This window comes from Corynebacterium sp. NML120713 (assembly GCF_001875735.1).
Classification (GTDB): Bacteria; Actinomycetota; Actinomycetes; order Mycobacteriales; family Mycobacteriaceae; genus Corynebacterium; species Corynebacterium pseudogenitalium.
In genome coordinates, this window is sequence record NZ_MLCR01000010.1 from 35,141 (window position 1) to 59,215 (window position 24,075).

At 59.4% G+C, this 24,075-nt stretch carries 23 protein-coding genes and 1 pseudogene; 10 read left to right on the top strand and 14 right to left on the bottom strand.

The features are described 5' to 3' along the window. Positions 1 to 48 precede the first annotated feature (48 nt). Together BJP06_RS04755 and BJP06_RS04760 are read right to left on the bottom strand one after the other, a co-directional pair. On the bottom strand, positions 49 to 1,176 hold the full coding sequence (locus tag BJP06_RS04755) for a cell wall metabolism sensor histidine kinase WalK (protein WP_071573009.1): 1,128 nt from the start codon (positions 1,174 to 1,176) through the stop codon (positions 49 to 51). Further along, positions 1,173 to 1,895, bottom strand: coding sequence for a response regulator transcription factor (locus tag BJP06_RS04760; RefSeq protein WP_071573010.1), 723 nt, complete (start codon positions 1,893 to 1,895; stop codon positions 1,173 to 1,175). Before BJP06_RS04760 ends, BJP06_RS04755 begins: the two co-directional genes overlap by 4 nt. A gap of 403 nt (positions 1,896 to 2,298) precedes the next feature. Between BJP06_RS04760 and BJP06_RS04765 the strand changes: the two genes are divergently transcribed. The 3 genes and pseudogenes from BJP06_RS04765 to BJP06_RS04775 form a co-directional block, all read left to right on the top strand. Beyond that, on the top strand, positions 2,299 to 2,874 hold the full coding sequence (locus BJP06_RS04765) for a CueP family metal-binding protein (protein ID WP_071573011.1): 576 nt from the start codon (positions 2,299 to 2,301) through the stop codon (positions 2,872 to 2,874). A 71-nt stretch (positions 2,875 to 2,945) separates the two neighbouring features. After that, positions 2,946 to 4,421: a multicopper oxidase family protein gene (locus BJP06_RS04770; RefSeq protein ID WP_071573012.1), complete on the top strand. Its 1,476-nt coding sequence runs from the start codon at positions 2,946 to 2,948 to the stop codon at positions 4,419 to 4,421. Between the two features lie 39 nt (positions 4,422 to 4,460). After that, positions 4,461 to 4,723 (top strand): annotated as a pseudogene (locus BJP06_RS04775) (cytochrome c biogenesis protein CcdA); the annotation flags it as partial. A 277-nt stretch (positions 4,724 to 5,000) separates the two neighbouring features. Here BJP06_RS04775 and BJP06_RS04780 read toward each other — a convergent pair. The 4 genes from BJP06_RS04780 to trmB are packed head-to-tail and all read right to left on the bottom strand — an operon-like array spanning position 5,001 to position 9,756. Continuing rightward, positions 5,001 to 5,999: a lysylphosphatidylglycerol synthase transmembrane domain-containing protein gene (locus BJP06_RS04780; RefSeq protein WP_255365789.1), complete on the bottom strand. Its 999-nt coding sequence runs from the start codon at positions 5,997 to 5,999 to the stop codon at positions 5,001 to 5,003. Next, positions 5,983 to 8,301, bottom strand: coding sequence for an MMPL family transporter (locus BJP06_RS04785; RefSeq protein ID WP_071573014.1), 2,319 nt, complete (start codon positions 8,299 to 8,301; stop codon positions 5,983 to 5,985). The genes BJP06_RS04780 and BJP06_RS04785 overlap by 17 nt, the downstream gene beginning before the upstream one ends. Positions 8,302 to 8,310: 9 nt before the next feature. After that, positions 8,311 to 8,991, bottom strand: a complete 681-nt coding sequence (locus BJP06_RS04790) for an NYN domain-containing protein (protein ID WP_071573015.1) — start codon at positions 8,989 to 8,991, stop codon at positions 8,311 to 8,313. Between the two features lie 3 nt (positions 8,992 to 8,994). Next, on the bottom strand, positions 8,995 to 9,756 hold the full coding sequence (gene trmB, locus BJP06_RS04795) for a tRNA (guanosine(46)-N7)-methyltransferase TrmB (protein WP_071573163.1): 762 nt from the start codon (positions 9,754 to 9,756) through the stop codon (positions 8,995 to 8,997). A 329-nt stretch (positions 9,757 to 10,085) separates the two neighbouring features. Between trmB and BJP06_RS04800 the strand changes: the two genes are divergently transcribed. Then, positions 10,086 to 11,909 (top strand): phosphoenolpyruvate carboxykinase (GTP), encoded by a 1,824-nt coding sequence (locus BJP06_RS04800; protein WP_071573016.1) that lies wholly within the window; start codon positions 10,086 to 10,088, stop codon positions 11,907 to 11,909. 513 nt (positions 11,910 to 12,422) lie between these two features. Here the strand turns inward: BJP06_RS04800 and BJP06_RS11860 are convergent. After that, positions 12,423 to 12,608: a hypothetical protein gene (locus BJP06_RS11860; protein ID WP_143110542.1), complete on the bottom strand. Its 186-nt coding sequence runs from the start codon at positions 12,606 to 12,608 to the stop codon at positions 12,423 to 12,425. A gap of 985 nt (positions 12,609 to 13,593) precedes the next feature. Here BJP06_RS11860 and BJP06_RS04810 point away from each other — a divergent pair. The 4 genes from BJP06_RS04810 (at position 13,594) to BJP06_RS04820 (ending at position 16,144) form a co-directional block, all read left to right on the top strand. Further along, on the top strand, positions 13,594 to 14,727 hold the full coding sequence (locus tag BJP06_RS04810; RefSeq protein ID WP_071573018.1) for a sensor histidine kinase: 1,134 nt from the start codon (positions 13,594 to 13,596) through the stop codon (positions 14,725 to 14,727). 120 nt (positions 14,728 to 14,847) lie between these two features. After that, positions 14,848 to 15,069 (top strand): hypothetical protein, encoded by a 222-nt coding sequence (locus BJP06_RS11865; RefSeq protein ID WP_143109625.1) that lies wholly within the window; start codon positions 14,848 to 14,850, stop codon positions 15,067 to 15,069. A gap of 10 nt (positions 15,070 to 15,079) precedes the next feature. Further along, complete coding sequence (locus BJP06_RS04815; protein ID WP_071573019.1) at positions 15,080 to 15,766, top strand: response regulator transcription factor; 687 nt, start codon at positions 15,080 to 15,082, stop codon at positions 15,764 to 15,766. Between the two features lie 27 nt (positions 15,767 to 15,793). After that, positions 15,794 to 16,144, top strand: a complete 351-nt coding sequence (locus BJP06_RS04820) for an ATP-binding protein (protein WP_071573020.1) — start codon at positions 15,794 to 15,796, stop codon at positions 16,142 to 16,144. A gap of 165 nt (positions 16,145 to 16,309) precedes the next feature. On the opposite strand, the gene BJP06_RS11870 is transcribed toward BJP06_RS04820, so the two are convergent. From BJP06_RS11870 to BJP06_RS04845, 5 genes are all read right to left on the bottom strand, one after another. Continuing rightward, complete coding sequence (locus BJP06_RS11870; RefSeq protein ID WP_143110543.1) at positions 16,310 to 17,473, bottom strand: hypothetical protein; 1,164 nt, start codon at positions 17,471 to 17,473, stop codon at positions 16,310 to 16,312. A gap of 46 nt (positions 17,474 to 17,519) precedes the next feature. Beyond that, on the bottom strand, positions 17,520 to 18,329 hold the full coding sequence (locus tag BJP06_RS04830; RefSeq protein ID WP_071573023.1) for a hypothetical protein: 810 nt from the start codon (positions 18,327 to 18,329) through the stop codon (positions 17,520 to 17,522). Positions 18,330 to 18,363: 34 nt separating this feature from the next. After that, a complete protein-coding gene (locus BJP06_RS04835; protein ID WP_071573025.1) occupies positions 18,364 to 19,017 on the bottom strand; it encodes an ABC transporter ATP-binding protein in 654 nt (217 codons plus the stop codon). 351 nt (positions 19,018 to 19,368) lie between these two features. Further along, positions 19,369 to 19,752: a hypothetical protein gene (locus tag BJP06_RS04840; RefSeq protein ID WP_071573027.1), complete on the bottom strand. Its 384-nt coding sequence runs from the start codon at positions 19,750 to 19,752 to the stop codon at positions 19,369 to 19,371. A gap of 11 nt (positions 19,753 to 19,763) precedes the next feature. Beyond that, positions 19,764 to 20,504 carry a class I SAM-dependent methyltransferase gene (locus BJP06_RS04845; protein WP_071573028.1) on the bottom strand — a complete coding sequence of 247 codons (741 nt, stop codon included), beginning with the start codon at positions 20,502 to 20,504 and terminating at the stop codon, positions 19,764 to 19,766. A gap of 4 nt (positions 20,505 to 20,508) precedes the next feature. Here BJP06_RS04845 and BJP06_RS04850 point away from each other — a divergent pair, with 4 nt between their 5' ends. After that, positions 20,509 to 21,585 (top strand): glycosyltransferase family 4 protein, encoded by a 1,077-nt coding sequence (locus BJP06_RS04850; RefSeq protein WP_071573164.1) that lies wholly within the window; start codon positions 20,509 to 20,511, stop codon positions 21,583 to 21,585. On the opposite strand, the gene BJP06_RS04855 is transcribed toward BJP06_RS04850, so the two are convergent. Together BJP06_RS04855 and BJP06_RS12065 are read right to left on the bottom strand one after the other, a co-directional pair. Next, the gene (locus tag BJP06_RS04855) at positions 21,582 to 22,037 is read right to left on the bottom strand and encodes a DIP1984 family protein (protein ID WP_071573165.1); all 456 of its coding nucleotides are present in this window, start codon (positions 22,035 to 22,037) and stop codon (positions 21,582 to 21,584) included. The genes BJP06_RS04850 and BJP06_RS04855 overlap by 4 nt on opposite strands. A 282-nt stretch (positions 22,038 to 22,319) precedes the next feature. Then, positions 22,320 to 22,967 carry a DNA methyltransferase gene (locus BJP06_RS12065; protein ID WP_177224261.1) on the bottom strand — a complete coding sequence of 216 codons (648 nt, stop codon included), beginning with the start codon at positions 22,965 to 22,967 and terminating at the stop codon, positions 22,320 to 22,322. A 41-nt stretch (positions 22,968 to 23,008) separates the two neighbouring features. Here BJP06_RS12065 and BJP06_RS12280 point away from each other — a divergent pair, with 41 nt between their 5' ends. Beyond that, on the top strand, positions 23,009 to 23,296 hold the full coding sequence (locus BJP06_RS12280) for a hypothetical protein (RefSeq protein ID WP_252931550.1): 288 nt from the start codon (positions 23,009 to 23,011) through the stop codon (positions 23,294 to 23,296). The last annotated feature ends 779 nt before the right edge of the window (positions 23,297 to 24,075 follow it).

Below are 24,075 nucleotides of genomic sequence, written 5' to 3' on the forward strand. Positions count from 1 at the left end.
TATCTTCAAGGGGTGGAGGGCACTGCCCTCACGCGGGGCAGGGTGTGGTCACCGAGCAGCCTCCTCACTGTCGGGAGGGGACAGCGGGAGGCGGAGGGTAAACACCGCTCCGCGACCAGGTCCGGGGGAGGTGGCGGTGAGAGTGCCGCCGTGGGCCTCGATCAATGCCTTGGAGATGGTCAGACCGATACCGGACCCGCCGTTGTCCCGGCTGCGAGCGGCATCTCCCCGGTAGAAGCGTTCGAAGATGTGTCCGAGCTGGCTAGGTGGGATGCCCTCGCCGTCATCGGCGACGTGGATGAGCGCGGTGGACGCCCCCTGGCGCTGAACGCTGATCCGGACCTGCCCGCCGGCCGGGGTGTGCCGTAGCGCGTTGGACAGGAGATTGCTCATCACCTGGCCGAAGCGTTGCCGGTCCACGAGCACCCGGGCGGCGTCCGTAATGGTCTCGACCTGTAAATCGACGCCTTTGTCAGCATAAGCTTCCCCCGCGGCAGCAGCCGCGGTATGGAGCAGATCCCCGAGCTCTTCCTCCGCCAGGTCCAAATCGATCCGGTGTTCCTGGGCCCGGGAGACATCGTCAATGTCTTCCATCAACCGGGTCAGGCGGGTGAGTTGGTCAGCCATGATCGTGTGGTTGGCATTATCCCAGTCCACGACCCCGTCCTGGAGACCATCGAGGTAGACCGTGAGCACCGATAAGGGGGTGCCCATTTCGTGGGCCAGATCAGAGAGCATCTGGCGGCGGACCTGTTCGGTGTGTTCCAGCCGGTCGGCCATGGTGTTGAAGGCATGCGCCAGGGTGGCGACCTCGGGGCCTGCTTCTCCGGCGGGCACGCGGGTACGGGAGTTACCGGCCGCCAGGCTGGTAGCGGCGCGGGTGAGATCCTGCAGGGGGGTGCGCAGACGACGCGATAACCACAGGCTGGCCAGTAGGGCGCTGATCAAGGCAGTGGGCAGGGCGACGGCCAGGGTGATCAGGTTGGCGTCCCGGTAGGCCTGCTCGGCATGGAACAGCTCCAGCGAGGGGTCCTCCCGGCCGGCCATCAACATATGATCATGGAACAGGGGCGGGCCCACCGTCGTGGCCACGGCCGCGGCCACCAGCAGGCTAATCACCACGACCAACACCTGGGCGGCCAGGAAGCGGAAGGTCAGGCCGGGTCCGTGATTCATGGCTGCCCCATCCGGTAGCCCACGCCACGCACGGTGTCGATAAACCCCCGGCCTCGGGTGTCGGTGCCGAGCTTGCGACGCAAGTTGCCGATGTGGACATCGACGATGCGTTCATCACCGACCCAGGTGGTGTCCCAGACCTCGGTGACCAGGTCGTGGCGGGTCAGCGCCTGGCCGGGGCGCAGGGCCAGGGCAACCAGCAGCTCGAACTCCGTGCGGGTGAGCTCCACGGTCGTCTCCCCCACCCGCACCTGATGGGCGACGGGGTCAAGGATGAGGTCACCAATGATCAAGGGGGTGGTCACCTGCGGTGGGGTGGTGCTGGTGCGCGGGCGGCGCAGCACCGCATGCACTCGGGTCACCAGTTCCCGGATGCTAAAAGGTTTGGTGATGTAGTCATCCGCCCCCAGGGTCAAACCGCTGATCTTGTCGTCCTCGCTGCCACGCGCGGTGAGCATGAGGATGTAGCAGTCCGAGAAGGTGCGGATCCGTCGGCATACCTCCAGGCCGTCGAGTTCGGGCAGCCCCAGATCCAGCACCACAACATCGGGGGAAAAGCGACGGGCCTCGTCCACGGCTTGGGTGCCGGTGTGCGCCTGGCGGGTATCGAAGCCTGCCCGGATGAGGTAGGAGGCCACCATCTGAGCCAGGGGTTGTTCATCATCGACGACCAGCACCCGCCCCGGGGGCGTGGCGGTGGTCGGTGTGTGGTCAGCCATAGACCCCAGTATCGCGCCGGCCAGGGGGGAATACCACCCTCACGCAGCGCCCGGCGGGGAATCTTCATCAAATCTTCAAACATCACTCTTCGATCGCCGACACCCCTGTGCCCCATCCCGGGCCGGCGGCATCGCCTCCCCTGGTCGGTTCAGCAGGCGTCACCAGGGATTTCACTGCCCGCACCGCATACCCGGGGCGGGTAGAAGGACATCGCCCACGGCTGTGGGGTGGTGTCCCGGTGGTGACCCAGCCCACTGAATTCACCCCCTTTTCGCTCTGTTATAAGGCTGTGAGCAGGGTTTTTGATTTCTACTCCGTCAGGCACCCGTGCAAGATAACGGTATGACACCGACCTTGAGGCGGTGTCTTCTCACAGTGTTACCACGATCCAAGGAGATTGACGTGAAACGAGCAGCGATCGCAGCCGCCGCCCTTGCCCTCGCCCTCACGGGGTGTTCGACCGCCGACCCGGAACCCACGGCCGACGGGACGGTGTCCCAAGATACATTCCTGACTACCCATGGCCTGGCTGACATGGACGCGGTGGAGATCATTGATCACCTCGACCGGCAGAAGGTCACTGAGCGCCCCACGGATCTGATCGCCTCAGTGCGTCCCGATGAACTGCTGCTCTCGAGCGGTGACCAGGAAGTCGTGGTCGATCTTCCCGACAATCAGACGTATGTCTCGATCGCACCCTATGTCAACTCCACCCACGACTGCTTCTACCACAGCCTCACGACCTGCGTGGGGGAACTCAGCAATGAGGATATCCAGGTCAAGATCACCGATGAGGCGACCGGTGAGGTGCTGGTGGACGAGGAGACAACCACCTTCGACAACGGGTTTATTGGCTTCTGGCTTCCCGATGATGTCACCGGCCTGATTGAGGTCAGCTACCAGGGGCGTACCGGTACCACGGAGTTTTCCACCACCGACGACGGTGCCACCTGTGTTACAGACCTGCGCCTGACGTAATGGCTCAGCAGGGTCCTCACCTGCACCTGTCTCTCCGTGTCACTGAATTCTTACACCAGGAAGGTTAAATCATGACGAACGCGTTTTCCCGACGACAGTTTCTGCTCGGCGGGCTCGTCCTCGCCGGCACCGGGGCCGTGGCCGCCTGCACCAGCGACCCTGGACCCGCTGCCTCGGCACCAGGTTCCTCCCTTCGCCCCACTCCCACTGCGTTCGGTGAGCCGACGGTGCGGCGGACACTGACCGCCCGGCCCCTCTCCCTGGATATCGGCGGCATCGAAGCCAAGACGTGGGGATACGTCTCTGACACCGGGGATGCGGCCATTGAGGCCACCGCCGGCGACGTCCTCCAGGTCGATATCACCAATGAATTGCCTGAGAGCACCTCCATCCACTGGCATGGCATCGCACTCCACAACGCAGCCGACGGTGTGCCCGGCATGACCCAGGACCCCATTGAACCTGGCGAGTCTTTCTCCTATGTTTTTGAAGTCCCCCACGGTGGCACCTACTTCTACCATTCCCACACCGGCCTGCAGCTTGATCGCGGCCTCCACGCCCCACTGATCATCCGTGACCCGCAAGACGCTGAGGACCAGGACGTCGAGTGGACCATCGTGCTCGACGACTGGGTCGATGGTATTCAGGGCACTCCCGACGATGAGCTCGATAAGCTCACCGGAATGGGTTCGGGCGACCATAACGGGAGGATGGGAATGGGAGGTCACAGCCACATGATGCACGGCACCCCGGACCGGGTTCTGGGCGGGGATGCCGGCGATGTGATGTATCCGCACTACCTCATCAACGGACGTATCCCCCGCGCTCACCGAACCTTTGAGGCTCGCCCGGGCGATAAGGCCCGCCTGCGGTTTATCAACTCCGGCGGTGACACCATCTTCAAGGTGGCCCTCGGTGGTCACCGCATGACCGTCACTCACACCGACGGCTTCCCTGTCCAGCCCAGGGAGACCGAATCGATCTACCTGTCGATGGGCGAGCGTGTCGACGTCGAGGTCATCCTCGGCGACGGCGTCTTCCCGCTCACGGCTTTGGCGGTGGGAAAGGACGACCGCGCCTTCGCCGTCATCCGCACCGCTGGCGGCCAGGCCCCCCACCCCGATGTCGACTTCCCCGAGTTGTCTTCCACCGGACTGCTTCTGTCCTCCCTGAAGCCTGCAGACCGTGCACTCCTGCCCGAGAGCACACCAGACCGAGAAGTTGGCATCGACCTGGGCGGGCAGATGATGCCCTATGAATGGAGCATTCTCACCGACGGCCAATCCTCCTCCGCGACCGTGCAGGCGGGCCAGCGCCTGCGCATGGTCATGCGCAACAGGACCATGATGCCCCATCCCATGCACATCCACGGCCACACGTGGGCGCTGCCCGGCAGCGACGGGCTACGCAAGGACACCGTCCTTCTCCGCCACGGTGAAACCATGGTCGCCGACCTGATCGCTGACAACCCCGGTGAGTGGGCATTTCACTGCCATAACGCCTATCACATGGAAACCGGGATGTTCAGCTCGCTTCGCTACGAGTAACGCCCACAGCAGGGTTGAGTGCCGAGGTAGGCAGAGTCGCTGCAGACCACTCACCGGGTCACTGATGATCTTCCTCGGTGTTTCGGCATCCTGGCTGCGGCAGCTGCCGGTCTGATCTCGTTCGCCTCCCCGTGCGTCGTAGCCCTGGTACCCAGGTATATGTCGTATCTGGCCAGTGTGGTCGGCGGGGAGGTCGACTACGACGCCGAGGGGGCACGGTGGTCACCAAATGCCAGTGGCCGGTAGCGGGTGCGGCCGGGTTGTTCATTCTCGGCTTCACCATCGTCTTTGTGCTGGCCACTTCAGTACGACTACCGTCATCGCTGTGTCCTTCCTACTCGGTGTTGCACCGCGTGACTTGGGGTGTTCACGAGTTCAACGAAAGAAGTTCCCGAGCCCGGGAATCATTTTGCGTTAGGGGCCGGTTCCGGTCGACCAACACTCGCGTTTCTACAGTTCGAGACGACTGTCTACGAAGAATGTTCCCGGTTTTCAAAAAACGTTGGGAACTTTTTCGGGCGACCAGGCCAGACCAGGCCAGGCCGGGCCGGACAAGGCCAGGCCAGGCCAGGGCCGACCTCACGCCTTGCCCAGCATGTAGCCGCGCCCGGCGTACTCGGCCGTGTGGACGACCCAGCCGATGGCGGTGATGAGGGCGAAGGAGATGAGTCGGTAGAGGACGGTGACGGCGGTGGCGTCGACAAGAGTGAGGCCGACGGTGACCAGGGAGCCGGCGAGGATGGCCTCCACGGTGCCCACGCCGCCGGGCGTGACTTGGGCGGCGCCGGCGAGTTTGGTCATGATGAACGCGAGGGTGATGCCCATCGCGGAGGTTTGGTTGAGGCCGGGGTTGAAACCTGGGGCGGCGCCCAGGACGGACCAAGCGCAGAAGTAGAGCACGGCCAGGTCGAGGACCTGGTTGAGCAGGGAGAAGACGGCGGCGGCGGTGAAGCGGCGGCGCGACATTTGGATGGCGGCGACCTGGTCGACAACGCCGCTGGCTTTGGTGGCGACGCGGGCGGGCAGGAAGCGCAGCCAGCGTTTCAGCACTGTCGGGTTGCGGGTTGCCCAGTAGAGGCCGCCGACGACGGCCGCGGTCCCCGCGAGCGACCCGGCCAGGGCCCACACAGACAGTTTCGCGCCCATGAAGACGACGGCGCTGATGCCGATGAGCGCCATCCACACAGTGGACAACGCCCCGGAGACGACGAAGAACCAGGCGCACAGTCCGGTGGAGGCGCCCCAGGACTGGTGGACGCGGAAGGTCAGCCACGCGGAGAGCGCCGGGCCGCCGGGGACGGTGGTGGACCAGGCGTTGGAGGCGAGCGTGATGTTGATGCAATTGCGCAGGTTGGTGATGTGCCCTTCGATGTTGAGGAGTACCAGCATCACAGCAGCCATGGCGGCGATGGCGCCAAAGGCGGTGGCGACGGCCCCGATCAGCGGCAGCGGGTGGACGCGGCGCAGCGTGGTCCAGGCTTCGCCGAGGAAGGGGAGGCGGTCGCGAAACAGCACCAGGCCGACAATCAGGATGACGACGGGTGCTGTCCAGCGCAGCCACTTAGCGTTCAAGTTCACGCTTCTTGAGCTGCTCGAGCGCCCGGCGGGTTTCGAGTTCCTGCATGAGTTCCGTGAAGGGGACAAGTTCGGAGTCCTCGTTGACGGTCCTGCCTGCGCGGGCGGGGGAGGGGTCGAGGGCGATCGCTTCGTCGACGGGGGTGTGGGTGGGGTCGGAGGGGGCGTCGACAAGTGGGACGGAGCTGGAGCCTTCACCGAGGCTGCGGTAGGCGCGTTTGACCCAGCGTGGTGCCCACCAGTTGTCCTCGCGCAGGAGGTGCATGACGGACGGCACGATGAGTAGGCGGATGATGGTGGCGTCGAGGGCCAGGGAGACGATCATGCCGAAGGCGATGTACTTCATCATGACGATGTCGCTCATGGCGAAGGCGGCGGCGACCACGATCATGATGGCGGCGGCCGCGGTAATGATGCCGCCGGTGTGCGCGGTGCCGTATTTGATGGACTGGTCGGTGGTGGCGCGGTTGTGGCGGGCCTCGACCATGCGGGAGACGAGGAAGACTTCGTAGTCGGTGGATAGGCCGTAGAGGATCGCGATGATGAGGACCAGCACCGGGCTCATCAGTGGGCCTGGGGTGAAGTTGAGCAGGTCGGAGCCGACGCCGTCAACGAAGACGAGGGTGAGGAACCCGAGGGTTGCGCCGATGCCGAGCACGTTCATGATGACGGCCTTCGCCGGCAGGATCAGCGACCCGAACAGTAGCGCCATCAGCAGGAACGTGGCCAGCACCATGTAGAGCGCCATCCACGGCAGCCGCTCCAGCAGCGCCTCGATGGATTCGACCTCCATGGCCGGGGTGCCTGCGATGTAGACGCCGACGCCCTCTGGCGCCTCGATGGCGCGCAGCTGGTCCACGACCGCCTGCCCGCCGTTGCGGTCCGCCAGCGGCGCGGAGAGCACCGTGGTGCCGTCCTTCGTCGCCTGGGACGGGGACAGCGGCTTGGCTAGGCCGGTGACTTCGCGGGACTGCAGGACCACGTCCACGAGCTGCTCGTTGGTGGCGTTGGTGACCACGAGCTTGATTGGGTCGGTGCGGAACGCGGGGAACTCCTCGTTGAAGGCGTCCTGCGCCTGCCGCGTTTCCTGGTTGGGTGGCAGGTAGCTTTCGTTGATGCCGCCGAAGGTGATGCCGACCATCGGCACGGTGAGCAGCAGCAGCGCGCCGGTCGCGCCGACGACTACTTTCTTGGAGTTGCGCATCGCCCACGCCGGCAGCCGGTACCACACGGTGTCTTCTATTCGACGTCCCCTTCGCGACGTCCGCCGAACCGACCACTTATCGATGTTGGGTCCCAGCATGCCGAACAGCGCCGGCAGCATGGTCACGGAGATGACCGCGGCGAGCATCACGGCGCTGATCGCACCGTAGGCCACGGACTTGAGGAAGGCCTGCGGGAACATGAGCAGGCCGGACAGCGCCACCCCGACCATCAGCGCGGAGAAGAACACGGTCTTGCCGGCGGTGGTCGTGGTGGCGGCGACGGCCTCCTCGGTGCTCACGCCGCGGTCGAGTTCTTCGCGGAAGCGCGACACCATGAACAGGCCGTAGTCGATGGCCAGGCCCAGGCCGAGCAGCGTAATAATCGACTGGGAGAAGATGTTGACCTGCTGGAACTGCGCCAAGATAGACAGCAGCGACAGGGAGCCGATGATGGACAGAATGCCCACGATCAGTGGCATTGCCGCGGCGACCACGCCGCCGAAGACGAACAGTAAGATGACAGCCACGAACACCAGGCCGACCTTCTCGGCGCGGGCGATGTCGTTGGCCATGCCGGTGTCCAGCGCGTCGGCGACGGCGGTGGCGCCGGCGATCTGCACGGTGGCGTCGCCGGGCAGCGTGATGTCGTTGAGCACCGGTTGGATGGTGCGGAAGTCCTTCAGCGTCTGTTCGCCGTCGCCGGCCAGGCCGATCGCGGCGAAGGCGGCCGTGCCGTCCTCGGTGATCTGCTGCTGGTTCGGCGCGGAGAAGTAGCTGGTGATGTGGTCGATCTGGTCCGGGAACTGGGTTTTTAAGGCCTCGATTTGTCGGTTGGCCTCGTTGAACACGGCGGGGTCGGCCACGCCTTGTGGGGCGCGGACAAGCAGGATGACATCACCGGCGTTGTCGCGGCCAAACGTGTCGTTCTCGATGGTGGCGGCCGTGGTGGAGTCCGCGCGCGGGTCCTCCCAGCCTTCCTGCGAGAGGCGCTCGCCCAGCTTGGAGCCGAAGAGCACCTGCAGCACCACGATCACCGCGATGACCACAATCGGCAGCACCTTGCGCTGCCGGTACGCGAAATGTCCCCACCTGTAAAACACGGCCAGCTCCTACTTTTCCTTGGTGTTGTGCAGCAACGAGGTCAGCGGGCGGAACGGCTGCAGCCATGCGCCGCCGTCCGGCAGGGATTCCAGGTTGATGCGCGGCAGCGGCTCAAGGAATACGTTCGGGATGTCCTCGAGGTCGACGAAGCGTAGCAGTGGGGAGTCGACGGCCCACGCGGCGTGCTCGTGGAACCCGATGACGGTCACGGGCAGGCCGTCTTCCGCGAGCTGTTCGAGCGGCTCCTGGAAGTTCTGGCCGTCGGCCGACGCGACGACGACGCCGCGCAGCACGCCCTCGTCGAGGCGGCGGCGGATGTGGGTGAGCATGTCCTGATCGACGTCCGAATCCTCAGCAGTCTTCGGCTTTGCGAAGACCGCGAAACCCACGTTGCGCAGCGCGTCCACCCACGGGCGGACCGATTCGGCGTTGTGGGCGGCGACGTTGGTGAACACGGTGGCTTCCGGCTCGATGGTGGAGCCGGTGTCCTGCGAGACCTTCGCCGCGAGCCCGATCAGCCAGTGGCCGAGGGCGTCGAAACGCGGCCGCTGCGATCCGGAGGGCCGTCCGCCGAGGATCGCGCCGAGCCCCATGTCAAGGTTCGGTGCGTCCCAGACGAGCAGGTAGGTTTCTGGGCCGGGTTCGGCCCCTGGCGTGTAGGGGTGCGTCTTGTCCTGCAGGTCCTGCATGGTTTACTTCTTCTCCCAGAGGTATTCGCGGATCGTGTGGTCTTTTTCCAACCCTTTCCCCTCGAATTTAGTGATGACCTGACGGTCTGTCAGCAACGGCGCCTCTGGCCACGGCCAACCCTTGTATTCCAGCATGGGTTCCACGTTGACAAGTTCGTCGATCCACTCGGCGTAGTCGGCGTGGTCGGTGGCCACGTGCAGCACGCCGCCTTTCTTCAGGCGCGTGGCGATGAGGTTCAGCGTGCCCGACTGAATAATGCGGCGCTTGTGGTGGCGGGCCTTCGGCCACGGATCGGGGAAGAAGATGCGCACGCCGTCGAGGCTTTCCTCACCGAACATGCGGGCCAGCACCTCGACGCCGTCGCCACGCACCATGCGGATGTTCTCGATCTCGCCACGCACCACGGATCCGAGCAGTTTGGCCAGGCCCGGCTTGTACAGTTCGACCGCAATCACGTTGGTGTCCGCCTCCAGCGGCGCCATCGCCGCGGTGGAGGTGCCGGTGCCGGAGCCGATCTCGAGGATCGTGGGGTGGCCCGTGCGGCCGAACCATTCGTCGACGTCGATGGGGGTGTCGCTGAGCATCTGCCCCAGGCGCGGCCAGTGCTCATCGAAGAGCGCCTCTTGGTTGTCCGTCAGCGTGCCACGACGGAACGTCACCGAGCCGAGCCGCGGGTAGTCCAGGCCAGTATCAAATTCGGTTTGTGGGGGCCGCCCGTGGGGCAGTTCGCCCATGCCAGGGCGTGAATTCTCAGACATGTTCATCGTGTTCATTGTCCACACCATGTAGTGAAATGCAATTTCCCCCAGCGCCCCCGGAAAGGGGTGAATGTGGGTCCGGTCACGTTTGTTTGCGGGTTTGCACACTAAGGGAATGTTGTTTCCGCTGCATATGCCCCATATTTATCGACGTTCCACCGTTCGGGCACACCCCTTTTCGGGGCACATTTACATGCTCACTCTTGGTCGCATCTATGAAGTATGTCACTGGTTATGACCGGGGTGGGCGTCGAAAAGTCTGGGACGGACCAGCGTAACCGCGATTTCGATAGGCTTGGGACCTAGAGGTTTGTCTATTTTGACCAGGAGAGATTATGACCACTGCCGTGAAGCGCATCGAAGGCAACGTACCAACCGACAATGAACAGCTCATTGCTTGGATCAACGAGGCTGTGGACCTCTTCGATCCTGACAAGGTGGTATTCGCGGACGGATCCCAGGAAGAGTGGGACCGCCTCGCAGCCGAGCTGGTGGAGAAGGGTACGCTGATCAAGCTGAACGAGGAGAAGCGCCCGAACTCCTTCCTTGCACGCTCGAACCCTTCCGACGTCGCACGTGTTGAGTCCCGCACCTTCATCGCCACCGAAGACGAAGACGGCGCAGGCCCAACCAACAACTGGCGCGACCCAGCCGAGCTCAAGGCTGAAATGCGCGAGCACTTCAGCGGCTCCATGAAAGGCCGCACCATGTACGTTGTGCCGTTCTGCATGGGCCCAATCAGCGACCCGGACCCGAAGCTGGGCGTCCAGCTCACCGACTCCGCATACGTGGTCATGTCCATGCGCGTCATGACCCGCATGGGCCAGGAAGCGCTGGACAAGATCGAGGGCGACAAGTTCGTACCGTGCCTCCACTCCGTCGGCGCGCCACTCGAGCCAGGCGAGGAAGACGTCGCATGGCCATGCAATGAGACGAAGTACATCTCCCAGTTCCCAGAGACCAAGGAAATCTGGTCCTACGGCTCCGGCTACGGCGGCAACGCAATCCTGGCGAAGAAGTGCTTCGCCCTGCGTATCGCCTCCGTCATGGCGAAGGAAGAGGGCTGGATGGCTGAGCACATGCTCATCCTGAAGCTCACCTCCCCAGAGGGCAAGGTCTACCACATCACCGGCGCGTTCCCGTCCGCATGTGGCAAGACTAACCTGGCAATGCTCACCCCGTCGCTCGAGGGCTGGACCTCCGAGGTTGTCGGCGACGACATCGCCTGGATGCACCTGCGTGAGGACGGCCTCTACGCCGTCAACCCAGAAAACGGCTTCTTCGGCGTCGCGCCTGGCACGAACTACAAGTCCAACCCGATCGCCATGAAGACCATGGAGCCGGGCAACACCCTGTTCACCAACGTCGGCCTCACCGACGACGGCGACGTCTGGTGGGAAGGCATGGACGGCGACGCCCCAGCGCACCTCGTGGACTGGCACGGCAACGACTGGACCCCAGAGTCCGGCGAGAAGGCTGCCCACCCGAACTCCCGCTACTGCACCCCGATCGCGCAGTGCCCAACCGCAGCACCGGAGTACGACGACTGGAAGGGCGTCAAGGTCGACGCCATCCTCTTCGGCGGACGCCGCCCGGACACCGTGCCGCTGGTCACCCAGGCGCACGACTGGGAGCACGGCACCATGATCGGCGCGATGCTCTCCTCCGGCCAGACCGCAGCCTCCGCTGAGGCGAAGGTCGGCTCCCTGCGCCACGACCCGATGGCCATGCTGCCGTTCATTGGCTACAACGTCGGTGACTACTTCCAGCACTGGATCGACATGGGCCGCGAAGGCGGCGACCGCATGCCGGCAATCTTCCTGGTGAACTGGTTCCGCCGCGGCGAGGACGGCCGCTACCTGTGGCCAGGCTTCGGCGAGAACTCCCGCGTGCTGAAGTGGATCGTGGACCGCATCGAAGGCCGCGTCGGCGCAGACGAGACCGTGGTCGGCTACACCGCCCGCGCGGAAGATCTGGACCTGGAGGGCCTCGACGAGCCAATCGAGGACGTCAAGGAAGCCCTCTACCCAGATCCGAAGCTGTGGGAGGGTGACGTCGCGGATGCCCGCGAGTACTTCGCTGGCCTCGGCGACCGCGTTCCGAAGGAAATCTTCGAGCAGCTGGACAAGCTCGAAGAGCGCGTCAACGCCGCGAAGTAAGCTTCTGGTGTAAGTAATCCGCTGAGATGAAAGGCCCGCCGTGTGGCGGGCCTTTGTTTATGTGAACTTACGCGCCAGAGTTGCTAGCTCAGCTCTGCTCTGCTCTGCATGCCATGTATGCGCAGAAGAGCAGACACTTTCTTTTTGATCGTGATTTCTACGTAATTCAGTCGCTGTGCAAACTGCCAATTGGTATAATCGTTCAGAGCTTTGCTTTGCGTGCCGTTAGCAGCAGGGCGTTGACTCTTGAGCGCGTACTCTGCGACTGAAGTGCTCCGGGTTTTGTTCCTAGGTTTTTGCCTTAATTTCTATTGCCAGTGGAGGGGTCTGCTTCCAAAGTTCGGTTTCCACCTCGACCAGGTTCCGGTATCTCAAGCTTTGGTGGAGCTTTGTCTCGTTCCACAATGACGCCCATTCGAACATCGCGATTTTCCCTCGACAGCATCATTTCACCTGCGAGTATGGATCAGCTCGTTCTTGTAGGAACTGTTCACAATTACAGCAAGAGCATTGTCAATTGTCATAGGTGCCACCAACAGTTCCGGTGGAAGCAGCGAACCCGTACTGGGCGAGTTGCTCGTTGTAGACAACGCCGAGATACTGCGACCCGTGATCCGGGTGGTGACTGAGACCTGTTGTTTCTTCAGCAGACGCGATCGTCTGGCTGAGAGCTTGCAGCGGTAAAACTTCGGTGTGCATGGAATCTGGTAACGCCTATCTAACGATCCGTCGAGAATGAACGCCAATGGCAAACGCGACATACACGAAGCTTTTCTTCGTCGTGCATACGTAATGTCTGCCACTCGCAGATTGTTCGGGTCCTGGGTTTGAATTCACACTCCACCCAGTCCTGGCGAAGAGGAGGCGCATTAGGCTTACGGATTGTGATCCGCTTTTGCTTTTGCCAGAAACGTCGGCCTGTCGCATCAACCGTGCAGTTTGCTCACGACCGACATCGATTTCGTCACGGTGAAGAGCATGCCCCATTTCCGCACACCGACACCGGGCCCGATGAATAGCACTAATGCGTTCAACGAGCAAAACATCGCAATGGCGACGAGCACTTTAACCGCAGGCATTGTCCTGGCGATAACCAAGCGATATGATGCACCCACTAGCTTGGCTATCTTTCAACGTCCCACAGATGAACTCGACAGAGAAACGAATTCGGTATTCATCGATGAACTGGATTATTTCCGACGCAGAAAGGCGAGGCAGCCCTAGTGCCTCATTAGTATCGCGGAGCTCTGGATTTTCACGGAGCAACCTCGCGTTTTCGGTGCCACGATCATGCACGCATCCTCATGGGGATAGTCTCCGGCCCACCAAGATACGAGCATCGATAAGGCGGGCAGTACGGTCCTTTGCGTCCTGGTCAAATCATCTTGGCATACTCCAGATTTTTCTGTCTGCTCAAACGGAATAAAACCTAGGACACTTCACCTCAGTATGCTGGTTGAGAGTGTCGGCAAGCTTGTACTAATTTACAAGAAACTTTTCCGGGGATTACGCGTCTAGAAGTCCGACGGTCTTTAACCGAGTGCTTCAACAGGTGCTTTTGCAGGAGAAGAGTCGTCGTATCTGCCTGAAAACAAGTAAGAGGGAATTACGTTTTGTAGCTTCAGAATCGCATACAGCTAAGATTGCTGACAGTCAGAAGAAGCTTCAGGAGTATGGGGTAAATATGAAGCCAGCATCATTGATAAAAATATGGTCCAAGCTGAAGCCCTTGCCTCTCTCCTACTGGACTGGTCTCGTAGGGATCCTGGCGGTGGCAGTTAACTTTTTCCTGCAACCTGGTACTTTTACCAATCCCTGGACGATTCCAGCGACTGCATTGAATCTCTTATGTCTCATTGCAGTACCTCGTTTCCCGCTACCTACCTGGGCCGGATATCTCGTTCTATTTCTTCTTTTATCGGTACAGCCAGATATACGAGCCACGGCCTTCACCTTCTTTGCCCCGCTTGTCGCTGCAGTTGTTGCCTACCGTGGCCACACAGCAGCGGCGGCAGCCGGAAGTATCCTGATTTGGTACTCAGGTTCAGTCAACCCTTCAGAAGGGGTCCTGTTTCCTCCTGATCTGCTGGCATCTACCGTCTGGGCGTTATTCCTTGCAGCTGCAGTTCTTCTCGGCCACATCCTTTACCGCGTCATCATTCAGAGAAGAGACTTGATGGAGCAGTGGGATAATGACATCCGAGCTCGCCGAACATCGTTAGCAAGAGCATTGCATGACTCCGTAGCAGCGTCGTTGACCTCAGTGGTGATGCGTGCAGAAACGCTTAGTCTGCAGCAAGGCTTTGCTGCTGAAATCCAGGTGGAACTTGCTGCAATCGCAGAGCAGGCGCGCGATTCCATGAAAGAGGTGCGGGGTCTACTGCGTATTCTTAGCAGCGACTCTTCATCCTGCTCTAGCGATTTGGAACCATCTGCCGCCGACCAGTTTCATCAGATAGTCAGCTTCCTAAAAGCACATGGTTTCACCGTGGAAACAAGGGGCTCTTTCCGGGCCCTTTCCCTTAACCCAAATGGCCTTGTCGTACTCCGAGAGGTACTGAAAGAAGTGGCTACCAACATCATCAAGTACGCAAATCCCGGTTCCACAGTGACACTCACTGTGGAGGACCACGACGGCTATGTCACCATCAGCTTCATCAATACTGTTGGCAGCAGAAAACCGGCATCGGATTTAACCACGGGACTGGGTCTTCCGGCTATTTCACAGCTAGCCGAAGGCATCGGAGGCGACATGCGGACAGTCTCAAGCTCCACCCGATGGAATACCGAGTTACGGATCCCTCAGCAGAAACAATGACACCCCCAGAACGGTGGTCACTTTCGTCTATAACCTTCGCTTGTGGGCAACGGAGGCTACTTGATGCGAGATAATGAGATAGCCCAGAGATGCCCCCTAGATGCAGAAAGAGGACAGAGAATGATCCCTTTCCGTCGACTTCGCTCCATTGCTCCCCTCACAGCAGCATTAATCCTGACCCTGCTAATCGCCCCCTCGGCGGTGGCTGAACAAGTCTCCGTAACGCCGCAAATTTCCCAGCCCCAAGAGTCCCACATCGAAAATAACGCTGTTGCGATCGTCGGCACTATTACCGATATCTTCTCCTGTAAACATCATCCAGCCCTGCCATGGAGCAAATAAGCTACAAGAAATGAGCGAACATACTGCGCAAATAAAGGTTCTTCTCGTTGATGATGACCCACGGGTCTTATCCTCATTCCGACAGTATTTCGCCACTACTAAAGACATCCGCGTTGTGGCAGAAGCGCACGATGGAGTCGAGGCTCTCACCGTGCTCGACAACGTCCCTCTCGATATCATTCTGGCCGATATTCACATGCCGGAGATGGACGGGGTGACGTTGTTGAGCGAGGTTCAGCGGCGAACGGACCCGCCTCCATTCGTAGCGATCACTGCACTTGACAGTGACGAGACAATGCTCCGAGTGCTGGCCGGTGGTGGTGCTGGCTATGTTCTTAAGAGTTCACGACCACAGGCAATTATTTCCGCAGTTCGAGACGCACTCACTGGCGGAGTCACGGTATCTCCACAGGCCCTGAGCAGACTCGTTGATTACATCCCTGACAAAGTTTCCACACCCCCAGCATCCCACCGAGTGGACTTCTTTTCAGCCTATGAGGACCTTACTAAGGTAGAGGCGCGCATTCTACATTACATATGCCAGGGGCTATCTAATGCTGAAATAGCTTCCGCAATGAAGTATTCCGAAGCGACGGTAAAAAAGCATGTCTCCCACCTCATCGCGCGCTTCGGCGCGACCTCAAGACTCAGTTTGGCAATCACAGTGATCCAATCAAAATTGGGCAAGTCGTGGTAGAAATTTTTCTGGTCGGTCGACTACTCTGTGCGTTTCTTCCGCACAGACACGCTGGCCAACCAGCTGATGGTGCTACGCCATGATGACACAGCACGCATGGAGTTTCTTCAAGATCTCCACCTGGCAGACGTACTCGTTCTTGATGACTTCTTAACAACACCGATTGATGCTGCCACAGCACACCAGCTGCTCAACATTTTTGCTGAGCGTGAACATCGGGGATCGACGATTGTCACCTCCCAGTTCACGCCCGATGAGTGGTACAAGTCCATCCCGGATGCTGTCATCGCCGAGTCGATACTCAATCGGCTTGTTGTTGGTGCTGAGATCATCACGCTTCAAGGTCCGAACATGCGCTTAGAAGCCACTACAAAGTAGCTGCTCATGGTCGACGCCCGGGTGTTGCTCGATACTCACCCGGGCGTTACTGGATACTCACCACAGTGTTACTAAATCCGTGGTCCTAACAATCTGCCGATTGACCGTTCGGAGCTTCGCTTGTCAACAATCCGAAGTCGCACTAGCTGGACCAGCCATGCAGGATTAATCATCTTGACCGTCCGTTCTGCGAAGCTGGATTTCAGTAATGATAGGTACTGCAGCGACGTAAACCGCCAGTATCCCCAGTGCATGAGGAGTGAAAGCATCCCGAGGATTTAGACTCGATACTTGAGCGACTGCAGCAGCTAGAAGAGTGCCACTGATACACCCAAACAGCGCGAAGGGGAGAGTAAGACTGATCGTTTCGATGCGGACAAGATTCTTAGCGACCGTATCTTGTACTCCCCGTAGGGTGAGAACCTTGACTAGTCTAGTGCGGTCTCTGATCGCTGCAATAGCGATTCCGCTCACTGCGGCTAGTCCGAATAGCATAATACTGAGCGTCAACGCAGATGCCGCTTCACCGTACCCGGATGACATGGCAGAGTTGACATTGTCGATTCTTTCCTGCGATGTCAATCCGGACTTGGTTTGCATGGTTGCAGACAAAACAACATTAGATGGGAGCTGATCCAAATCTGCGTATAGATATCTGCCCACGTTGTTGATTTCTTCACTGGAGGTCGAAATGAGAATTTCCGTGAGTCCGGGAACTTCTTGGATCCGTAGTGGCGGTAGGTCTAGTTCAGTGTCTGTGACCGGGATGACGAATTGAGAAGATAGAGATGCTGCGTCCATTCCCACCGGGATCAACATTGATTCGGCGTCATCGGCTGGACATACGGGGTCGTCAGTGGCTAGCTCTGCATATTCATGACAGGACATAACGAACGCGTTTATTGAACGTTGGTTTTCCCGTAGTATTCGCCCTTGTCCAAATGTTCCCATTACCCCCGGAGATGTGAATTCTTCGTAGGTGGCCTCAATCTCAGCATCATCGCGAAGAGCTCCCCAGTGAATCCCTGGCTTCCAGTAACTCAGTCCCGAGCTCACCTGTCCAAGTCCGGCATTTGCTAAACCAACTGTCACAGTCGATACTGCGCAGATGCAGAATAAGAGCACTACGCTCGAACCAATGGAGGTTGCACGGTAGCGAAGGGAAGCTGATATTAGAGTCCCTTGGATCCCTCCGCCGAAGACCTTTTCATAACACCAGCCGGCGCCGAGGGCTAGAAATGGCGCAAGATACACTAGCCCAGCAATGATAGGGAGGAAGGCTAAAGGAACCAAGATTGGGAGGGAAAATATCTCGGATGCGATGGCCATCAGGGCCGCTGCTACTATGCCAACAGGAAAAGCAGCTAATTGCCATTTATGCAGTCGTTGCAAAGAGTTTCATCCTCCTCAGGTACGTCGCGACGCCCACCATGATGGTGATAAGAACCCCACAGCCAAATGCTCCTACTAGGCCAGCGAAAGCATCCGCAGGGAGGAACCCACGGCCTTCCCAGACCACCTTTTCGAGAATGCGAGATACGAGATATAAGGGGGCGACTGAAAGTAAAACGCTCACGAGAAGACCGGCTAACGGTGCAGCCGACAGCAACGCAGCCGCGACCCACTTCCCGGCGCCTCGCAGCGCAAGAACCCGAGCAGTTTCCTCCCATGCAGGGTCGAAGATCTTGGACACATTCCAAAAACACACCAGACAAGGAAGCACGACAACAATAAAGTAGACCAAAACTATATAAATGACGGTCTGATCAAGTACAGGTGCCTGATCCTTGGTCGCAGTGGCAGAGCTGTCTACTGCCTTATCTGTTGGCATAACAATGTTCACCGTCCGGGAGTCTGCGACCGCCGTATCTTTAATTGTGGAAGTGCATTCCAAATCCTCCATGTATCGAACGAACCTGTCCGGAGCGTTATCACCTGCCCCTGTGGCACAGTTGAACGATCGAGCCTGCCCCTGAAGAGGGATTTTGCTGAGGTAGGCAGGCGTAGCAGATATCAGTTCCAAAACTCCGTCGCCGGAAGCGATCGACCATGTTGTGGAGCTCTGCTGTCCCGCGATAATCTCCGGAGACTGCCAATGGGTGCGTTCATCCGCATTTACGAGCATCATTATTCCCATGATCGGAAGAAGCAGGATCACCAGCAGCGCCAGGTTAAAAAAGCCCACAACGAATACTTCGCTTCTATTCCGCTTCGCTAGGCTACCGAGATACACACGAACCACCGATCTCGTAGACAGCGGATACATGCTTAGTTACTCGGGCATCGTGAGTAACCACCACCACCGGAACCTGGAATTTCTGGGCAAATTCTAGAAACAGATCGATCACAACCCTGGCAGCTTCATCGTCAAGACTAGAGGTTGGTTCATCTGCAGCAATTAGTGAGGGGCGGTTAGCTAGCGCGCATCCAATGCTGATGCGTTGACGTTCGCCCCCCGAGAGCGAACTGGGATAGCGATCTTCATAAGCCTCCATATTTAATTGCTTGAGAATTTCCTTCGCCGTAGCGAGACTCTTCCTTCTTCCACCTTGGGACATCTCAGCAATCAGCCGGATGTTATCTCGGCATGTCAGATCCTCAATGAGGCGGTTTCCTTGATCTACTACACCGATATTTTTGAGCCGAAAGTTACGGCGGTCTTTTTCGGGGAAACTTGAGTAGGTCTTTCCAGATAGTGAAATCGTACCGGAGTCTGGTTGGTTGATTCCGATGATGCAGCTAAGTAGGGTAGTCTTGCCGCTCCCGGATGGTCCGGTGATAGCAGTTAATTCGCCCTGCTTTACGGAAAAGCTAACTTTATCGAAAATAGGTTTTCCCGAGAGGGTTTTGCTGATATCGCTAACTTCAAGCATATGTTCCATTCTCTTTTACACGCAGACGCAGCGCAGGTCGAGGAAGCCCTCACAGTAGCCACCGGCGGCTTGGTAGTTGTCTCGGCAGTAAGCCGCACAGCGACTTTCCGACGGGCAGCCACAGCATTCCGCTGGAGCACAGCGGATTTGCTACGCACTTTTGAAGATAGAGCAACCCACTTACTTGGCAAGCAAAAACAGGGAAACAGTATACAAAAGTGACCACCCCGTCGAGGGGCGGGAGAAAGCCAAATAAAAGGCATCAGTGAGGTGATCGCAGATCACGCTAAATCGGAAGAGAAGCGGGACTGCTGTTTCAAGATGCTCCTTGTAAGCCTTTACCGCTCGACGCTATTTAACAGTGATCTTGACGACCTGTGGTTTATCAAAGTTGCTGACCTGCGCGTAGCCTTCCAGCCGTGTCTTTCCGGAGGACAGGGCCGCAATACTCGGGCAGGATGCGTCGATGCGTTTCTCCCCCGGCTCGAGCTTCCAGTAGTAGACGGAGTTCTTGTCGGTGTAGTGCACCTTTTCCTGGCGCAGGCCACCGAGTGAGCATACGCCCGCTGACTTGCCGTCTTCGGTAACCACCTGGATGACTGACTGCTCGCCGCGCGGTTCCACGACGGGCGCTTTCGAACTGGTTTCGCCCATCACGACCGCAACCACGATGGAGACCACCGCCAACACGGCTGCGAAAATGGATGGGGCTTGGAATTGGATCGGGAGTTTCATAGTTGCCTATCCTACCCGCGCAGCACGACCACAAGGTTGGAAACCGCAAACTCGCGAAGCAGGGGCACCCGAGTCAACCACCAGGCCCAGCGCGGGTGGTAGCGCGGGAACGCAGCGAGGAGCCTGCCGGTCGATTCCGCCCACGCCAAGCCCTCCTTTGCGGAGACGGCGAAGAGGGATTCGCCCCACTTGTTCTTCGGCTCGTGCCCGTGGGCCGCCACGTAACGACGCCTAGCGAACTCGCCGCCCACGTAGTGCTGCCACAGGCCGGTCTCGTGCCCGCCGAAGGGTCCCAACCACACCGTGTAACTCAGCACTACCAGGCCGTCGGGCTTGGCCACACGCAACATCTCCTCGGCCATCGTCTGCCAATCCGGGATGTGCTCGGCAACGTTGGAGGAGTACACCACGTCGAAGGAATCGGTGGCGAAAGGGAGCGCGGTGCCGTCGCCACGAACGGAGCCGTAGCCGGAAATACCGGCGGCGGACAGTTCCGAGACGCTCGGCTCCACGCCCACATAGAACGTGTCCGCGAAGGCCTCGGCGAAATAGCCCGGACCACCGCCCACGTCTAACACCGACTTGCCCGGCAGTGGGGTGGAGGTGAGGTCGGCGGAGAGGGCGTCGAGAAGCTGGTAGGTGTCGCGGGCCAACCCCTCGTAGAAGATGCGGGGGCGGAACTGCTCATAGCGAAACGAGCGCAACAAGCGCAACGAACGTGCCAAGGTGGCCAGGTGGCGGGTACGGTACATGACAATGAAGATACTGCTGATGTGTTGGCGCGACTCCACCCACCCACAAGGGGGCGGCTCCGAGGCGTACCTGGAACGCGTCGGCGAAGCGCTCGCGGCCGCCGGCCACCAGGTGATCTACCGCACCGCGAAACACACCGACGCCCCGCGCGTCACCCGCAGAAACGGCATCCGCTTCGAACGCGCCGGAGGCAAATACAGCGTCTACCTGCACGCGCCATTCGCCGCGTGGCGGCACCGGCCCGACATCATCGTGGACACCCAAAACGGCATCCCCTTCTTCGCCCGCCTCTACTCGCGGGCCACGACCGTGCTGCTCACGCACCACTGCCACAAGGAACAGTGGCCGGTGGCCGGGCCAATCATCGGGCGGTTCGGGTGGTGGCTGGAATCCAAGGTGGCGCCCAGGGTGTACCGCGGGGCGCCGTACGTGACGGTCTCGCAGGCCTCGAAACGCGATTTGGAGGTGCTCGGAGTGGACCCAGCCGCGATCCGCATCATCGAAAACGGGGTGGACCCCGTGTCGGCCGAACTGCCCACCCTCGTCGACGACGGCCGCACCCACGTGGTCACCCTGTCCCGACTCGTGCCACACAAGCAGATCGAGCACGCCATCGACGCCGTCGCCGCCCTCGACAACGTGGTGCTCGACGTGATCGGCTCCGGCTGGTGGGAAGACCAACTCCGCGAATACGCCGGCGACCTCGCAGGCGAGCGCGTCATCTTCCACGGCCACGTCGCCGACGACCACAAACACGCCCTGCTCGCCCGTGCGCAACTCCACCTCATGCCCAGCGCCAAAGAAGGCTGGGGCATCGCCGTCATCGAAGCCGCCCAACACGCCGTTCCCACCATCGGCTACGCGGCGGCAGGCGGCCTCGCCGACTCAGTGCAGCACGGCGAAACCGGCATGCTCGTGGGCACGCACGCCGAGTTCGTCGCCGAAGTCGCCCACCTTCTTGACGACGCCCCCCTCCGCCACACCCTCGGCACCCAGGCGCAACAGCGCGCCGGGACCTACTCGTGGGCGGAAACTGGGCGCAAGTTCACCCAGTTCATCGACTCTCTCACGCGCCCTTAGAGCAGCTCCGTCGACCAGTTCAACTGCTGAATTTTCGTATCCAGCTCCCGGTACTCCTTCGCCGCCTTATCCGCCATCGCGTGCAACTGGCCCACATCCACCGTGGACACATACCGCACCTCGGAGGCGGAATACCGATCCGCGCGTGCCGACGCCGCATCCGCCACCGCACTATAAAACCTCCGGGCGCGCAAAAACGCATCCCGACGCGCAATCGCATCCGTCAACGTCGCATCCCCCTCAAACGGTGTCGACGCGTTCGTGTGGTTAATCCGGCGCACCAGCGTCTCAATGCTCTGCAGCACCGACGCCGACTCCTTCAACAACGCCTCCGAATCCTCCACCGGGGTATCCCCCTCCTGGATCCGCGCATTCCGCGTCAAACGACGCTCCAACTCATTCAGCCGATCCTGTGCCTGCGCCCGCTTCGCCAGCGCCTCTGCCAACAACATCGCATCCTCCTTCAAAAAATAGGCGGCCACCCCCAGCACCGTGGTAGTTCCCAATTCTCATGTGCACTGTACCCGTGTACCTTGTGCAGGCTTAGGGATCAATCACAGGGACCCGGAAAGCCACCGGGTTACAGGTTTGGGTGGTTTCCAATTGCGCCCGAGGAAACCGGTCGGGCTGGTGCTCGCTGAGTGGCCTGCGCACCACGATAGCAGGTTGGGGGTGTTGGGGTTGGTGACGGTTTCGGGTCTGGTTTTGTTCTGGTTTTGTTCCGGTCGAGGTGTTCAAGGAGTGTGACGCTGGTCGCCCAAAATCGGTCGGGCCAGGTGAAAATGCGCGACCTGTAAGGGGATAGTGTCGGGCCAAAGGGGCCTATTGCGATTCCAGACGAAAATATCCGGCGCGTCGGCCAGGTATGTGTTGAGGCGGCTCGGGTGGAGATCCATCGGGTTTGAGTCTGGCGTCTCGTAGTGGAATAAGCGCGGGGTGACCTTTTGCTTTGAAAAGCTCACGATGACGCAGAAGACATGAGCTTGGTCACTTGCTTCGTTCGCCCAACGGAAGGTGTCGTGCGCGAAGTCAATGTGGAAGCCCAATTGGGTGATTGGGTACCAAATGTTTGCTACCTGTTCGCCTTGGACAACCGAGTTGGTCGATACGAATGCCGTGCGTACGGTGTGGTCGCCCATGTACTCTGCGGCCTTGATGAACCAACCCGCTACGTAGTCGATGTTGCCGACATTCTTCGTTCCCTTTGGAAGGACTGAAGTGCCCCAGGTTTTGTTCCATCTGAGCAGATGGGAAAATCTGGGGCACTTCAATTGACTTCCTTCACCCCGTTCACTAGGTGTGAGGAAGTTGAAGGTTGGTGACCGAAGCAATCTTAGATCGCCGAAACTCGGCCTGCGCGATAGCTCGGTAGAAGTTATCATTATTAGCACCACTGCCAATATCTACGGAAAGCATATTTAACATGCAAAAACAACAACACCGCATCGCCGCCATGGTTGTCGCAGGCACACTTCTTGCATCTTCTGGACAATTCGCAGTAGCTAACGCTACAGAAAAAGAAACTGAGCAGGCGCCTGCGACAAGTACCCAAGGAAGCTCCAACCTCGCACACAGCACCTTCAAATCAGAGACCCCTGAAGTGCAGCCGTATGGAGTTAAAGGATTCATCGCCAAGAAATCCCTACAGGGTATTTCATGGCTACTCCGCAATACACCTGAAAGTTCATCGAGCGAGCTGGTGACACACTAGACGATGGAGCACGCAAAAAGATTCTGCAGCATAGTGACGAAATTGCCGACGAAATCGATGAGGTAGCAGAGCTACCAGATCTGGCACACCACATCGTGAAAGAAAAGCTCACAACAGCCCTAGAACCAATCGTCGGTACGTCCTACTCACTGCTGATCGCAGCCGTTATTGCTTGGCTGGCCCTATAAAAACATGGACAATATCGAGCATCGCATTTCCCAATTAGAACTTAACCAAGGACGGATCGCAATCCTACTCAACTCAGCCCCCGAAGGGCATAAAGCGTGGGATAAAGCGTGCCTACGCCATGACCTCACCTTCGAACAAGAATACAGGACTCGACAAGAAATCCTAGATTTCCTCAACTCAGAAGCGACTGATAGTAACGAACTACTATCAAAAGTAAGCCACATCGTAGGACATCCCGCAGTAGCTCGCGACCTCGTAAGCGCATTTAAACAACGTGGCACGGCAGCTCAACGATGGAAAGAAATAGACTCGGAAAACCTACTCTGACCATTCAGCTCACTGACTGAATGTCTCACAGAAAGAGCATCAAGTGTTGAACTAGTACTCAACGTTTGATGCTTTTGTCTTTCTGTTTTCCCATATGAGGGCGCTCCACTGGTGAGTGCATCGCTGGAGGGCCTGAAACGTGGTATTACGAACCTGATCAGCCCTATATCAGTAAGGAAGGAACTAGGCGAATGGCAGCGGGCGCTGCGGCAGTAGCTGCTATTTCACCATTTTGGTTTGCTATTCCGCTGCTACTTGGCCAG

What these genes read in the sequence shown, in the direction of transcription:
- BJP06_RS04755 (WP_071573009.1), bottom strand. Translation starts at nt 1,176, where the DNA reads ATGAATCACGGACCCGGCCTGACCTTCCGCTTCCTGGCCGCCCAGGTG.
- BJP06_RS04760 (WP_071573010.1), bottom strand. Translation starts at nt 1,895, where the DNA reads ATGGCTGACCACACACCGACCACCGCCACGCCCCCGGGGCGGGTGCTG.
- BJP06_RS04770 (WP_071573012.1), top strand. Translation starts at nt 2,946, where the DNA reads ATGACGAACGCGTTTTCCCGACGACAGTTTCTGCTCGGCGGGCTCGTC.
- BJP06_RS04790 (WP_071573015.1), bottom strand. Translation starts at nt 8,991, where the DNA reads ATGCAGGACCTGCAGGACAAGACGCACCCCTACACGCCAGGGGCCGAA.
- trmB (WP_071573163.1), bottom strand. Translation starts at nt 9,756, where the DNA reads ATGAACATGTCTGAGAATTCACGCCCTGGCATGGGCGAACTGCCCCAC.
- BJP06_RS04800 (WP_071573016.1), top strand. Translation starts at nt 10,086, where the DNA reads ATGACCACTGCCGTGAAGCGCATCGAAGGCAACGTACCAACCGACAAT.
- BJP06_RS11860 (WP_143110542.1), bottom strand. Translation starts at nt 12,608, where the DNA reads ATGCACACCGAAGTTTTACCGCTGCAAGCTCTCAGCCAGACGATCGCG.
- BJP06_RS04810 (WP_071573018.1), top strand. Translation starts at nt 13,594, where the DNA reads ATGAAGCCAGCATCATTGATAAAAATATGGTCCAAGCTGAAGCCCTTG.
- BJP06_RS11865 (WP_143109625.1), top strand. Translation starts at nt 14,848, where the DNA reads ATGATCCCTTTCCGTCGACTTCGCTCCATTGCTCCCCTCACAGCAGCA.
- BJP06_RS04815 (WP_071573019.1), top strand. Translation starts at nt 15,080, where the DNA reads ATGAGCGAACATACTGCGCAAATAAAGGTTCTTCTCGTTGATGATGAC.
- BJP06_RS11870 (WP_143110543.1), bottom strand. Translation starts at nt 17,473, where the DNA reads ATGGCCATCGCATCCGAGATATTTTCCCTCCCAATCTTGGTTCCTTTA.
- BJP06_RS04835 (WP_071573025.1), bottom strand. Translation starts at nt 19,017, where the DNA reads ATGCTTGAAGTTAGCGATATCAGCAAAACCCTCTCGGGAAAACCTATT.
- BJP06_RS04840 (WP_071573027.1), bottom strand. Translation starts at nt 19,752, where the DNA reads ATGAAACTCCCGATCCAATTCCAAGCCCCATCCATTTTCGCAGCCGTG.
- BJP06_RS04845 (WP_071573028.1), bottom strand. Translation starts at nt 20,504, where the DNA reads ATGTACCGTACCCGCCACCTGGCCACCTTGGCACGTTCGTTGCGCTTG.
- BJP06_RS04850 (WP_071573164.1), top strand. Translation starts at nt 20,509, where the DNA reads ATGAAGATACTGCTGATGTGTTGGCGCGACTCCACCCACCCACAAGGG.
- BJP06_RS04855 (WP_071573165.1), bottom strand. Translation starts at nt 22,037, where the DNA reads ATGTTGTTGGCAGAGGCGCTGGCGAAGCGGGCGCAGGCACAGGATCGG.
- BJP06_RS12065 (WP_177224261.1), bottom strand. Translation starts at nt 22,967, where the DNA reads ATGATAACTTCTACCGAGCTATCGCGCAGGCCGAGTTTCGGCGATCTA.
- BJP06_RS12280 (WP_252931550.1), top strand. Translation starts at nt 23,009, where the DNA reads ATGCAAAAACAACAACACCGCATCGCCGCCATGGTTGTCGCAGGCACA.